The organism is Pseudomonas guangdongensis (assembly GCF_900105885.1).
Lineage (GTDB): Bacteria > Pseudomonadota > Gammaproteobacteria > Pseudomonadales > Pseudomonadaceae > Geopseudomonas > Geopseudomonas guangdongensis.
The window spans coordinates 1,001,615-1,014,469 of sequence record NZ_LT629780.1 but is presented as its reverse complement, the minus strand read 5'-3'; the positions used below and the strand labels follow the sequence as shown (position 1 = coordinate 1,014,469).

The 12,855-nt window shown below is 68.9% G+C and carries 12 protein-coding genes; 5 read left to right on the top strand and 7 right to left on the bottom strand.

Annotated elements, in window-relative coordinates; translation table 11 throughout:
• Positions 1–65: 65 nt before the first annotated feature.
• Genes BLU22_RS04855 through BLU22_RS04845 form a run of 3 tightly spaced genes read right to left on the bottom strand, consistent with a single transcriptional unit; the run spans position 66 to position 3,610 of the window.
• On the bottom strand, positions 66–1,424 hold the full coding sequence (locus tag BLU22_RS04855) for an aspartate aminotransferase family protein (RefSeq protein WP_090212563.1): 1,359 nt from the start codon (positions 1,422–1,424) through the stop codon (positions 66–68).
• Between the two features lie 35 nt (positions 1,425–1,459).
• Entirely contained in the window at positions 1,460–2,818 is a 1,359-nt protein-coding gene (locus tag BLU22_RS04850) for a glutamine synthetase family protein (protein WP_090212562.1), read from the bottom strand.
• Between the two features lie 27 nt (positions 2,819–2,845).
• Positions 2,846–3,610 carry a gamma-glutamyl-gamma-aminobutyrate hydrolase family protein gene (locus BLU22_RS04845; protein WP_090212560.1) on the bottom strand — a complete coding sequence of 255 codons (765 nt, stop codon included), beginning with the start codon at positions 3,608–3,610 and terminating at the stop codon, positions 2,846–2,848.
• A gap of 266 nt (positions 3,611–3,876) precedes the next feature.
• Here BLU22_RS04845 and BLU22_RS04840 point away from each other — a divergent pair, with 266 nt between their 5' ends.
• From BLU22_RS04840 to aguA, 3 genes are all read left to right on the top strand, one after another.
• Entirely contained in the window at positions 3,877–5,256 is a 1,380-nt protein-coding gene (locus tag BLU22_RS04840; RefSeq protein ID WP_090212559.1) for a glutamine synthetase family protein, read from the top strand.
• A gap of 135 nt (positions 5,257–5,391) precedes the next feature.
• Entirely contained in the window at positions 5,392–6,273 is an 882-nt protein-coding gene (gene aguB / locus BLU22_RS04835) for an N-carbamoylputrescine amidase (RefSeq protein ID WP_090212557.1), read from the top strand.
• A gap of 86 nt (positions 6,274–6,359) precedes the next feature.
• On the top strand, positions 6,360–7,466 hold the full coding sequence (gene aguA / locus BLU22_RS04830) for an agmatine deiminase (protein WP_090212555.1): 1,107 nt from the start codon (positions 6,360–6,362) through the stop codon (positions 7,464–7,466).
• Positions 7,467–7,532: 66 nt separating this feature from the next.
• On the opposite strand, the gene BLU22_RS04825 is transcribed toward aguA, so the two are convergent.
• Both BLU22_RS04825 and BLU22_RS04820 read right to left on the bottom strand, forming a co-directional pair.
• On the bottom strand, positions 7,533–8,909 hold the full coding sequence (locus tag BLU22_RS04825) for a TRAP transporter large permease (RefSeq protein ID WP_090212553.1): 1,377 nt from the start codon (positions 8,907–8,909) through the stop codon (positions 7,533–7,535).
• Complete coding sequence (locus BLU22_RS04820; RefSeq protein WP_090212552.1) at positions 8,902–9,447, bottom strand: TRAP transporter small permease subunit; 546 nt, start codon at positions 9,445–9,447, stop codon at positions 8,902–8,904. The genes BLU22_RS04825 and BLU22_RS04820 overlap by 8 nt, the downstream gene beginning before the upstream one ends.
• A gap of 206 nt (positions 9,448–9,653) precedes the next feature.
• Here BLU22_RS04820 and BLU22_RS04815 point away from each other — a divergent pair, with 206 nt between their 5' ends.
• A complete protein-coding gene (locus BLU22_RS04815) occupies positions 9,654–10,751 on the top strand; it encodes a TRAP transporter substrate-binding protein (protein WP_090212551.1) in 1,098 nt (365 codons plus the stop codon).
• A 71-nt stretch (positions 10,752–10,822) separates the two neighbouring features.
• Here BLU22_RS04815 and BLU22_RS04810 read toward each other — a convergent pair whose 3' ends face one another.
• The gene (locus BLU22_RS04810) at positions 10,823–11,170 is read right to left on the bottom strand and encodes a YgiW/YdeI family stress tolerance OB fold protein (RefSeq protein ID WP_090212550.1); all 348 of its coding nucleotides are present in this window, start codon (positions 11,168–11,170) and stop codon (positions 10,823–10,825) included.
• Between the two features lie 96 nt (positions 11,171–11,266).
• Positions 11,267–11,668, bottom strand: a complete 402-nt coding sequence (locus BLU22_RS04805; RefSeq protein ID WP_090212548.1) for an acyl-CoA thioesterase — start codon at positions 11,666–11,668, stop codon at positions 11,267–11,269.
• A 183-nt stretch (positions 11,669–11,851) separates the two neighbouring features.
• On the opposite strand from BLU22_RS04805, the gene BLU22_RS04800 reads away from it, so the two are divergent.
• Complete coding sequence (locus BLU22_RS04800) at positions 11,852–12,820, top strand: PstS family phosphate ABC transporter substrate-binding protein (protein ID WP_090212547.1); 969 nt, start codon at positions 11,852–11,854, stop codon at positions 12,818–12,820.
• The last annotated feature ends 35 nt before the right edge of the window (positions 12,821–12,855 follow it).

Here is a 12,855-nt window from a genome sequence, read left to right as displayed (position 1 = left end):
ATCCGCACCCTCCGGTGATCCTGGCCAACGCACCCGGCGAAGTCTGGCAAGGTGTGGCGCCGCACTCAACCCGCAAGCTCGCGCGCGGTGGCATCCAGGCAGGTGCGCACCAGGCCGATCAGCGCGTCGATCTCCTCGCGGTCGATCACCAGCGGCGGCGAGACGATCATGGTGTCGCCCACCGCGCGCATGATCAGGCCGTTGGCGAAGCAGTGCTCGCGACAGCGCATGCCGATGCCGCCGGGAAAGCGCGTGCGGCTCTTCTTGTCCTGCACCAGCTCCAGGGCGCCGAGCATGCCCAGGCCGCGCGCCTCGCCCACCAGCGGGTGGTCGGCCAGCTCCTGCCAGCGTTTCTGCAAATAGGGTGCCGTCTCGGCCTTGACCCGCTCGACGATCTTCTCCTCGCGCAGGATGCGGATGTTCTCCAGCGCCACCGCGGCGGCCACCGGATGCCCGGAGTAGGTGTAGCCGTGGTAGAACTCGCCGCCCTCGGCGAGGGTCTGCGCGACATGATCGCGGACGATCACCCCGCCCATCGGCAGATAGCCGCTGGTCAGCCCCTTGGCGATCGGCATCAGGTCCGGTTCGAGGCCGTAGTACTGGCTGCCGAACCACTCGCCGGTGCGGCCGAAGCCGCAGATCACCTCGTCGGCGACGAACAGGATGTCGTACCTGGCGAGAATCTTGCGCACCCGCGGCCAGTAGCTCTGCGGCGGGATGATCACCCCGCCGGCGCCCTGGATCGGCTCGGCGATGAAGGCCGCGACCCGCTCCTCGCCGACTTCGAGGATCTTCTTCTCCAGCTCCTCGGCGGCCCATTCGCCGAAGGCCTGCGGGTCCATGGCGCCGCCCTCGCCGTACCAGTAGGGCTGGGCGATGTGCTCGATGCCGGGGATCGGTAGGTCGCCCTGGCCGTGCATCGCCTTCATCCCGCCGAGGCTGGCGCCGGCCACGGTGGAGCCGTGGTAGCCGTTGATCCGGCCGATGATCACCTTCTTCTGGGGCTGGTCCTTGATCGCCCAGTAGTGGCGCACCAGGCGCAGCACGGTGTCGTTGGCCTCCGAGCCCGAGCCGGCGAAGAACACGTGCCGCATGCCCGCCGGGGCGATCTCGGCGATCGCCGCGGCCAGCTCGATGGCCGGCGGGTGGGCGGTCTGGAAGAACAGGTTGTAGTAGGGCAGTTCGAGCATCTGCCGGTGCGTGGCGTCGGCCAGCTCGCGGCGGCCGTAGCCGACGTTGACGCACCACAGCCCGGCCATGGCGTCGAGGATCTTGCGCCCCTCGCTGTCCCACAGGTAGACGCCGTCGGCGCGCTGGATGATCCGCGCGCCCTTGGCGCCGAGCTGCTTGTAGTCGCTGAACGGCGCCAGCAGGTGCTGGCGGCCGAGCGCCTGCCAGTCGGCGGTGGTGCGGGGCTGGGTCATGGAAAGGCCTCCCGGTTGCAGGGGATCGACGGGGTTCACACCGACAGCAGCAGGAATTCGCGCTCCCAGGAGCTGATCACCCGCTTGAAGTTCTCGTTCTCGGCGCGCTTGACCGCCACGTAGCCGCGGCAGAAGCGCCGGCCCAGGTAGCGCTCCAGGGTCTTGGACTGCTCCATCGCCTCCAGCGCCGCCTCCAGGTTGAGCGGCAGGCGCAGGTTGCGCCGTTCGTAGGCGCGGCCCTTGACCGGCGGGCTGGGGTGCAGGCCTTCCTGCATGCCGATGAAGCCGCACAGCAGGCTGGCGGCGATGGCCAGGTAGGGGTTGGCGTCGGCGCCGGGCAGGCGGTTCTCGACGCGCCGGCCCTGGGCGCTGGAGTCGGGCACGCGCAGGCCGACGGTGCGGTTGTCCTCGCCCCACTCGACGTTGACCGGCGCCGAGGTGTCGGGCAGGAAGCGGCGGAACGAGTTGACGTTGGGGGCGAACAGCGGCAGCGCCTCGGGGATGTAGCGCTGCAGGCCGGCGATGTGGTTGAGGAACAGCTCGCTCATGCTGCCGTCCTCGCTGGCGAACACGTTGTGCCCGCTGTGCGCGTCGACCACGTTCTGGTGCAGGTGCATGGCGCTGCCCGGCTCGCCGGTCATCGGCTTGGCCATGAAGGTCACGGTGACGTTGTGCTTGAGCGCCGCCTCGCGCAGGGTGCGCTTGAACACGAAGATCTGGTCGGCCAGGTGCAGGGCGTCGCCGTGGCGGAAGTTGATCTCCATCTGCGCGGTGCCTTCCTCGTGGATCAGGGTGTCCAGATCCAGGCCCTGGGCCTCGCACCAGGCGTACATGTCCTCGAACAGCGGGTCGAACTCGTTGGCGGCGTCGATGGAGAACGACTGGCGGCCGGTTTCCTGGCGCCCGGAGCGGCCCACCGGCGGCTGCAGCGGGTAGTCGGGATCGTCGCAGCGCTGGGTCAGGTAGAACTCCATCTCCGGGGCGACGATCGGCCGCCAGCCCTGCTCGGCGTAGAGCGCCAGCACGCGCTTGAGCACGTTGCGCGGCGACAGGTCGATGGGGTTGCCGAACTTGTCGTAGGTGTCGTGGATCACCTGGGCGGTGGACTCCAGCGCCCAGGGTGCGACGAACACCGCGTTGGGGTCGGGACGGCAGAACATGTCGATGTCCGCCGGGTCGAGCAGCTCGTAGTACAGCTCGTCCTCGACGTAGTCGCCGGTGACGCTCTGCAGCAGCACGCTCTCGGGCAGGCGCATGCCGCGCTCGGCGAGGAACTTGCTGGTCGGGCTGATCTTGCCGCGGGCGATGCCGGTCATGTCCGGGACCAGGCACTCCACCTCGATGATCTTGCGGTCCTTCAGCCACTGGCTGAGTGAGTCGAGCTTGCTGGCCATGGCGTCCTCACGATGTCTGGCATTCCCTTACAGCATGGCCCGGCGTTGCGCGGCGCGCTGCCGGCAGGCGTCGCCGAAGGCCTGGAACAGCGTCAGGTAGGCGGGATGCTCGCGCACCCGCCATTCCGGGTGGAACTGCACGCCGACGGCGAAACCGGCCGCGTCCGCCACCGAGAAGGCCTCGACCAGTCCGTCCGGGGCCAGGGCCTCGACGCGCAGGCCCGGCGCCAGGCGCTCGACGCCCTGGCCGTGCACCGAGTTGACCGCGAAGCTCGCCGGCAGGCCGAGGCGCTCGAACAGTCCGCCCGGCTGCACCATGACGGGGTGGCGCAGGCCGTACTGCACCTCCAGGGGGCTGTCCGGGTCCTCGCGGTGGTCCATGAACGGCCCGGCCTCGTGGACCTTCTGGTACAGGCTGCCGCCGAACGCCACGTTCATTTCCTGGAAGCCGCGGCAGATGCCCAGCAGCGGCACCCCTGCGTCCACCGCGGCGCGGATCAGGTTGAGGGTCAGGCGGTCGCGCGCCGGGTCGTGATGGGTGCCCGGCGCGCTGTCCGGGCCCTGGTAGTGGTGCGGTTCGACGTTGGACGGCGAGCCGGTGAGCAGCAGGCCGTCGAGGCCGGCGAGCAGGCTGGGGGTGTCGATCAGCTCGGCCAGCGCCGGGATCACCAGCGGCAGGCCGCCGGCGCCGACGGCCACGGCGCGCAGGTACTTGTCGCCGGCGATGTGGAAGGGATGCAGGCCGATCTGCCGGGTGCAGGCGGTGACGCCGATCAGGGGTTGGGAGGACATGGAACCTCGCTTGACGATGCCGGTGGCCGCTCTGCCCCGAGAGTAGCCTTGTTCGATTTATTCGACAACCGCGCCCCGCCGCGCCGGAATTCGGGGCCTGGCGCGCGCTCGCGCGGTGGATTTTCTGCGCCGCACAAGCGGCGTATGGCGGGCTGCCGGGGCAAACAGCGTGCAACATTTGGGCCTATTGACAACCCCTGGCCTTTGGGATTGACTCAAAACCGAGCATATGTGGTTGAAATTTTTAACAAGAAAGGTGTGACATCATGTCGGCCCCTCCAAATGTCGTTCGGCTTGATGAAGCGAACCGGTTCCTCAGCGAGCACCCCGAGGTCCAGTTCGTGGACCTGCTCATCGCGGACATGAACGGTGTGGTGCGCGGCAAGCGCATCGACCGCAGCAACCTGCTCAAGGTCTACGACAAGGGCATCAACCTACCGGCCTCGCTGTTCGCCCTGGATATCCAGGGCACCACGGTGGAAAGCTCCGGCCTCGGCCTGGACATCGGCGATGCCGACCGGGTCTGCTACCCGATCCCCGGCACCCTCTGCCTGGAGCCGTGGCAGCGCCGGCCCACCGCGCAACTGCTGATGACCATGCACGAGATGGAGGGCGCCGGGCCGTTCTTCGCCGATCCGCGCGAGGTGCTGCGCCGGGTGGTGCAACGCTTCACCGACATGGGCCTGACCGTGTGCGCCGCCTTCGAGCTGGAGTTCTACCTGATCGACCAGGAGAACGTGAACGGCCGCCCGCAGCCGCCGCGCTCGCCGATCTCCGGCAAGCGCCCGCAGGCGGTGCAGGTCTACTCCATCGACGATCTCGACGAATACGCCGACTGCCTGCGCGACATCCTCGACGGCGCCCACATCCAGGGCATCCCGGCCGACGCCATCGTCAAGGAAAGCGCCCCGGCGCAGTTCGAGGTCAACCTCAACCACGTCGCCGACCCGCTCAAGGCCTGCGACTACGCGGTGCTGCTCAAGCGGCTGATCAAGAACACCGCCTACGACCACGAGATGGACACCACCTTCATGGCCAAGCCCTACCCGGGCCAGGCCGGCAACGGGCTGCACGTGCACATCTCGCTGCTCGACCGCGACGGCAACAACATCTTCGCCGCCGAGGACCCGCTGGCCAGCGACGCCCTGCGTCACGCCATCGGCGGGGTGCTGGAAATCCTGCCGGCGTCGATGGCCTTCCTCTGCCCCAACGTCAACTCCTACCGGCGCTTCGGCTCGCAGTTCTACGTGCCCAACGCACCGTCCTGGGGCCTGGACAACCGCACCGTGGCGCTGCGCGTGCCCACTGGCCATCCCGACGCGCTGCGCATCGAGCAGCGGGTGGCCGGCGCCGACGCCAACCCCTACCTGCTGATGGCCGCGCTGCTGGCCGGCGTGCATCACGGCCTGACCCGGCGCATCGAGCCGGGCGCGCCGATCGAGGGCAACTCCTACGAGCAGCTCGAACAGAGCCTGCCCAACAACCTGCGCGACGCGCTGCGCACCCTCGACGACAGCGAGATCCTCGCCCGCTACATCAGCCCCGAGTACGTCGACCTGTTCGTCGCCTGCAAGGAGCACGAGCTGGAGGAGTTCGAGCACTCGATCTCCGACCTGGAGTACAACTGGTACCTGCACACGGTCTGAACCGGCGGCGGCCCGGGGCGCCGGCCCTGCGGCCGCCGGCAGGTCGCCCGCCCCGGACGTGCGCGCCGGCCATTTGACCCCGCCGCCATCCTCTGCCAGCTTGGAGAACCTTTCCCGCGTCGCACGAGGTCGCCCATGTCCCGCATCGTCACCGTCGCCGCTACCCAGATGGCCTGTTCCTGGGATCGCGCCGCCAACCTCGCCCGCGCCGAGCAGCTGGTGCGCCAGGCCGCCGCCGGCGGCGCGCAGATCGTCCTGATCCAGGAACTGTTCGAGACGCCGTACTTCTGCCAGAAGCCCAACCCCGACTACCTGCAGCTAGCCACCGCCCTGGCCGACAACCCGGCCATCGCCCGCTGCCAGGCGCTGGCCCGCGAGCTGGCGGTGGTGTTGCCGGTGAGCTTCTTCGAACGCGCCGGCCGCGCGCGCTTCAACAGCGTGGCGATCATCGACGCCGACGGCAGCCTGCTCGGCGTCTACCGCAAGAGCCACATCCCCGACGGCCCCGGCTACCACGAGAAGTACTACTTCAACCCCGGCGACAGCGGCTTCAAGGTGTGGAACACCCGCTACGCGAAGATCGGCGTGGGCATCTGCTGGGACCAGTGGTTCCCCGAGTGCGCGCGGGCCATGGCCCTGCAGGGCGCGGAGATCCTCTTCTATCCGACGGCCATCGGCAGCGAGCCGCACGACCCGCACATCAACTCCCGCGACCACTGGCAGCGCGTGCAGCAGGGCCATGCCGGCGCCAACCTGATGCCGCTGGTGGCCAGCAACCGGGTCGGCCGCGAGGAGCAGGACGGCTACGCCATCACCTTCTACGGCTCCTCGTTCATCGCCGACGCCTTCGGCGCCAAGGTCGCCGAACTGGACGAGCGCGAGGAGGGCGTGCTGCTGCACCGCTTCGACCTCGACCAGCTGGAGCACACCCGCAGCGCCTGGGGGGTGTTCCGCGATCGCCGGCCGAACCTCTACGGCGCGCTGGCCACCCTGGACGGCGAGCAGCGCTCCGTCTAGACCGCCCCTGCGCAGGGACGCGCAGCGTTTCCCACCGTGCCCCCGCGCGCCCGCGCGGGAGCGCTCCAGCCCGACAGGTACCCCGCATGACCACCCTCGACACCACCCCGCGCGCCGACGGCTTCCGCATGCCCGCCGAATGGGAGCCGCACGCGCGCACCTGGATGCTCTGGCCGGAGCGCCCGGACAACTGGCGCCTCGGCGCCAAGCCGGCGCAGGCCGCCTTCGTCGCCGTCGCCCACGCCATCGCCCGCTTCGAGCCGGTCACGGTCGGGGTCAGCGCGGCGCAGTACGAGAACGCCTGCGCGCGCCTCGACCACCCGGCGATCCGCGTGCTGGAGCTGAGCAGCGACGATGCCTGGGTGCGCGACACCGGGCCGACCTTCGTGGTCGACGCGCGCGGCGCGGTGCGCGGCGTCGACTGGACCTTCAACGCCTGGGGCGGCTTCGCTGGCGGCCTGTACTGGCCGTGGCAGCGCGACGACCAGCTGGCGCGCAAGATTCTCGCCGTCGAGGGCTGCGCGCGCTACCGCACCGAGGGCTTCGTGCTGGAAGGCGGGGCGATCCACGTCGACGGCGAGGGCACCCTGATCACCACCGAGGAGTGCCTGCTCAACCGCAACCGCAATCCCGACCTGGACCGCGCCGCCATCGAGGCGATGCTGGCCGAGCATCTGGCGGTGGACACCGTGATCTGGCTGCCCCACGGCCTGTACAACGACGAGACCGACGGCCATGTGGATAACTTCTGCTGCTTCGTGCGCCCCGGCGAGGTGCTGCTGGCCTGGACCGACGACGAGCGCGACCCCAACTGGTCGCGCTGCCGCGCCGCGCTGGCGGTGCTGGAGCGCAGCCGCGACGCCCGCGGGCGGGCGCTGACCGTGCACCGCATGCCGATCCCCGGCCCGCTGTACGCCAGCGCCGAGGAGTGCGCCGGGGTCGACTGGGTGGCCGGCAGCCAGCCGCGCGATCCGTCGATCCGCCTGGCCGGCTCCTACGTCAACTTCCTGATCGTCAACGGCGGCATCGTCGCGCCGAGCTTCGCCGACCCCCGCGATGCCGAGGCCGAGGCGCTGCTGCGCCGGCTGTTCCCCGAGCGCGAGGTGGCGATGGTGCCGGGCCGCGAGATCCTCCTCGGCGGCGGCAACATCCACTGCATCACCCAGCAGCAGCCGGCGCCGCAACGGCGCTGACAAGGCGCCAGCGAAAAGGGCCGGCCCCCTGGGGGAGCCGGCCCTTCCGGTGTCAGTGTGCGGCGCTCACTGGCCGTACACCGCCTCCGGCAGCCAGGTGATCAGCCCCGGCCACAGGTAGGCGATCACCAGCATGGCGATCTGGATGACGATGAACGGCACCACGCCCTTGTACATCACGCTGGTCGGCACCGAGCGCGGCGTCACCCCGCGCAGGTAGAACAGCGAGAAGCCGAACGGCGGGGTGAGGAACGAGGTCTGCAGGTTGAGGGCGATCATCACCCCCAGCCACACCGGGTCGAGGCCCATGGCCAGCAGTACCGGGCCGACGATCGGCACCACCACGAAGATGATCTCGATGAAGTCGAGGATGAAGCCCAGCAGGAAGATCACCAGCATGACCACGAAGAAGGCGCCGAGCACGCCGCCGGGCAGCTGCTGGAACACGTCCTCGATCAGCACCTCGCCGCCGAAGCCGCGGAACACCAGGGAGAACAGCGAGGCGCCGATCAGGATCAGGAACACCATGGCGCTGATCTCGGTGGTGCCGCGCGCCACCTCGCGCAGCTGGCCGAGGTTGAGCTTGCCCTTGGCCAGCGCCAGCAGCATGGCGCCCACCGCGCCGAGCGCCGCCGCCTCGGTGGGCGTGGCGTAGCCGGCGAGGATCGAGCCGAGCACGCAGGCGATCAGCACCAGCGGCGGGACCAGAGCGGCGAACAGCTTGCCCCACTCGATGGGACCGAGTTCTTCCTGGGGCAGCGCCGGCAGCTTCTTCGGCTGCAGGATGGCCACGCCGATCAGGTAGAGGATGTACAGGCCGACCAGCACCAGGCCGGGAATCAGCGCGCCGATGAACAGGTCGCCCACCGAGACGGTCTTCGGCGAGAACACGCCCATCTTCAGCTGCGCCTGCTGGTAGGCGCTGGACATCACGTCGCCGAGCAGCACCAGGATGATCGACGGCGGGATGATCTGCCCGAGGGTGCCGGTGGCGGCCAGGGTGCCGGTGGCGATGGCCGGGTCGTAGCCGCGGCGCAGCATGGTCGGCAGCGCCAGCAGGCCCATGGTCACCACGGTGGCGCCGACGATGCCGGTCGAGGCGGCGAGCAGCGCGCCGACCACGCAGACGGAAATCGCCAGGCCGCCGCGCAGGGTGCCGAACAGCCGCGACATGGACTCCAGCAGGTCCTCGGCGACCCGCGACTTCTCCAGCATCACGCCCATGAACACGAACAGCGGCACCGCCAGCATGGTCTGGTTGTTCATGATGCCGAACAGGCGGTTGGGCAGGGCGTGCAGGTAGCTGCCGTCGAAGGTGCCGGTGAGCATGCCGAGGCTGGCGAACAGCAGCGACACGCCGCCCAGGGTGATGGCCACCGGGTAGCCGGACATCAGGAATACGCAGATGCTGACGAACAGCAGGATCGCCATCAACTCAGCCATGGTGCACCTCCGGGAATGGCAGGCGACCGGCGAGGCGATAGCCGAAGACGATGATGTCGGCCAGCGCCTGCAGGATCAGGCTGGCCAGCATGAGCAGGATGATGCTCTTCTGCAGGTAGACGAAGGGCAGGCCGCCGGCCTCGTTGGACACCTCGCCGGTGGCCCAGGAGGCGGTGACGTAGTCCCAGCTGTTCCAGGCCAGGAACAGGCACACCGGCAGCAGCAGGAACAGGTGGCCGAACAGGTCGACCAGCGCCTGCCGGCGCGGCGACATCTTCTGGTAGAAGATGTCCACCCGCACGTGGCCGCCGCGTTGCAGCGTCCAGGCGGCGGCGCCCATGAACACCAGGGCGTGGGCGTACATCACCGCTTCCTGCACGGCGATGGCGCCGATGCCGAAGCCGTAGCGCAGCACCACCACCACGGCGGTGCCGAGGACCAGGAACAGGGTCAGCCAGGCGCAGCCGCGACCGAGGCGGTCGTTGAGGCCATGCAGCAGGCGGGCGAGGGCAAGCAGGGCAGGGGGCGAATCCGGCATGGTGCAGATCCTTCTGGTTGTAAATTGGTATGGCCGAGGATTCTCGCAATGCGCGGGAGCGGCGGCAATCCTCTTCTGAACGGTGACGACATTCCGAGTTTAGTTGCTGCAACTATGCTTGAGCGCGGGGCATGGTCCGTGATAACCCATCGTCATCCCCTGCCGTCATCGCGGTGGCGGGGGTCTACAACAACAAGGAGTCCTGCATGAAACGTCGCGACATTCTCGCCGCCGCCGGTGTCGGCCTGGCCGCCACCGCGCTGGCCGGTTGCCAGAAGCAGAACGAAAGCACGGAAACTCAGGGCGGCGCACCCGCCGAAACCTTTACCTGGAAAATGGTCACCTCCTGGCCGAAGAACTTCCCCGGTGTCGGCGTCGGCGCCGAGCGCTTCGCCCGGCTGGTCAACGAGATGAGCAACGGCCGCCTGCAGGTGAAGATCTACGCCGCCGGCGAACTGGTGCCGGCGCTGGAAGTGTTCGATGCGGTGTCGCGCGGCACCGCCGAGATGGGCCACGGCGCGCCCTACTACTGGAAGGGCAAGGTGCCGGCGGCGCAGTTCTTCTGCGCCCTGCCGTTCGGCCCCAACGCCCAGGAAATGAACGCCTGGCTGCACTACGGCGGCGGCATGGCGCTGTGGGAGGAAGTCTACAAGCCGTTCGGCGTGGTGCCCTTCGCCTGCGGTGCCACCGGCGTGCAGACCGCCGGCTGGTTCAACAAGGAGATCAACTCGGTCGACGACTTCAAGGGCCTGAAGATGCGCACCCCGGGCCTGGGCGGCGAGGTGCTGACCAAGATGGGCGGCACCGTGGTCAACCTGCCGGCCGGCGAGATATTCACCGCGCTGCAGACCGGCGCCATCGACGCCACCGAGTGGATCGGCCCGTACAACGACCTGGCCCTGGGCCTGCACAAGGCGGCCAAGTACTACTACACCCCGGGCTGGCAGGAGCCCAACGTGACCTTCGAGCTGACCGTCAACCAGGCCGCCTGGGACAAGCTGCCGGCCGACCTCAAGGCGATCGTTCGCGCTGCGGCGCGCGACGTCAACGGCGACGTGCTCGACGACTACAACGCGCGCAACATGGAGGCGATGGAGAAGCTCAAGGCCGAGGGCGTGGAGGTGCGCCGCCTGCCCGACGCGGTGCTCGCGCGCCTGCGCGAGGTGGCCGCCGAGGTGGTCGAGGCCAGCGCCGCCGCCGACCCGGCCGCGGCCAAGGTGTGGGCGCAGCAGAAGGCCTATCTCAAGCGCCTGCGCGACTACGCCGAGGACAACGAGAAGCTGATCTACAACATTCGCACCTGACGCGGGCGCATTGCGCACCGACAACGACAACGCCAGCCCGAGGGCTGGCGTTGTCGTTGTCGGGCGATGCCTCAGGGCAGCAGTTCGACCCGTTCGACGTCGATGCTGCGCTTGAGCAGCTCGCGGTCGACCTCGCCGAACAGGCGCACGCGGCTGTTCTGGTCGATGGTCTGCGCCGGCAGGTCTTCGTGGTCGATCTCCACCTCGATGCTGCCGCTGGCGTCGGCGAACTCGTAGTGCTCGCCGCGGATCTGCCGCAGCAGGCGGCCTTCCAGCACCACCGGCGTCTCGTCGGCGGCCTCCAGGGCGGCGGCGACGGTGTTGCTCTGCTGCGCGCCGGGGCCGTTGTAGCCGGCGGCGAGGGCGGCGGTGGAGGACAGCGAGGCGAGCAGCAGGGCGAGGAGGGTGCGGTGTTTCATCGGGGGTCTACCTGTATCGGGAAGCGATGGATACAGGCTAGCGAGCGCGGCTGAAGCCAGACTTAATTCGCACCGCACCGCACCGCACCGCACCGCTCAGCGCCGCGGCGGCAGCGCCCGGGTCCGCCCGCCGGCGTCGATGGCGACGAACACGAACAGCGCCTCGGTGACCTTGCTCCACTCGCCCGACAGCGGGTCGTCGCTCCACACCTCGACCAGCAGGCGCACCGAGCTGCGGCCGACTTCCACCGTGCGGGTATAGAAGGACAGCTGCGCGCCCACCGCCACCGGCACCAGGAAGGCCATGCGGTCGATGGCCACGGTGGCCACCCGGCCGCCGGCGATGCGGCTGGCCATCGCCGTGCCGGCCAGGTCCATCTGCGCCACCAGCCAGCCGCCGTAGATGTCGCCGAAACCGTTGGTCTCGCGCGGCAGTGCGGTGATCTGCAGGGCCAGGTCGCCCTGGGGGATCGGATCTTCCTGTTCGTAGTCGTTCATCGCCGGTTCGCTGCCTTGTTGTTATCGAATGCCGCGCAGTATACCGGGGCACCATGACCGGCGGACGAGGACCGGCGGTCGCAGCGGGCGTCATGCAACTGTCACAAACGCTTCATAGAGTGTTCATGCGGCCTGCCGATACTGGCCCCGATCCGAACTATCCCTATCCGTTAGGAGCAAGGCATGAAACTCAAGCGTTTGATGGCGGCCATGACCTTCGTCGCCGCTGGCGTCGCCACTGCCAGTGCGGTCGCCGCGGTCGATCCGGCCCTGCCGAGCTACGCCAAGACCACCGGCGTGTCCGGCAACCTGTCCAGCGTCGGTTCCGACTCCCTGGCCAACCTGATGACCCTGTGGGCCGAGGCCTACAAGAAGGCCTACCCGAACGTCAACATCCAGATCCAGGCCGCCGGCTCCTCCACCGCGCCGCCGGCGCTGACCGAAGGCACCGCCAACCTCGGCCCGATGAGCCGTCCGATGAAGGACAGCGAGCTGCAGGCCTTCGAGGAGAAGCACGGCTACAAGCCGACCGCGGTGCCGGTGGCGATCGACGCCCTGGCGGTGTTCGTGCACAAGGACAACCCGATCAAGTCGCTGGACATCGCCCAGGTCGACGCGATCTTCTCCAACACCCGCCTGTGCGGCGGCGAGAAGGACATCAAGACCTGGGGCGACCTGGGCCTGACCGGCGAGTGGGCGACCAAGCCGGTGCAGCTGTTCGGCCGCAACTCGGTGTCCGGCACCTACGGCTACTTCAAGGAAGAAGCCCTGTGCAAGGGTGACTTCAAGGCCAACGTCAACGAGCAGCCGGGCTCGGCCTCGGTGGTGCAGTCGGTGTCCAGCACCCTCAACGCCATCGGCTACTCCGGCATCGGCTACAAGACCTCCAGCGTGCGCGCCGTGCCGCTGTCGAAGAAGGGCGGCGAAGCCTTCGAGGCCAGCGAAGCCAACGCCCTGGCCGGCAAGTTCCCGCTGGCGCGCTACTTCTACGTCTACGTCAACAAGGCGCCGAACAAGCCGCTGAACCCGCTGGAAGCCGAGTTCGTCAAGCTGGTGCTGTCCAAGGAAGGTCAGGAAGTCGTGGTCAAGGACGGCTACATCCCGCTGCCGAGCAAGGTGGCGGAGAAGACCCTGAAGGAACTGGGCCTGTAAGCCCGAGACCGGCAGGGGCAGGGATGCCGTGGGGC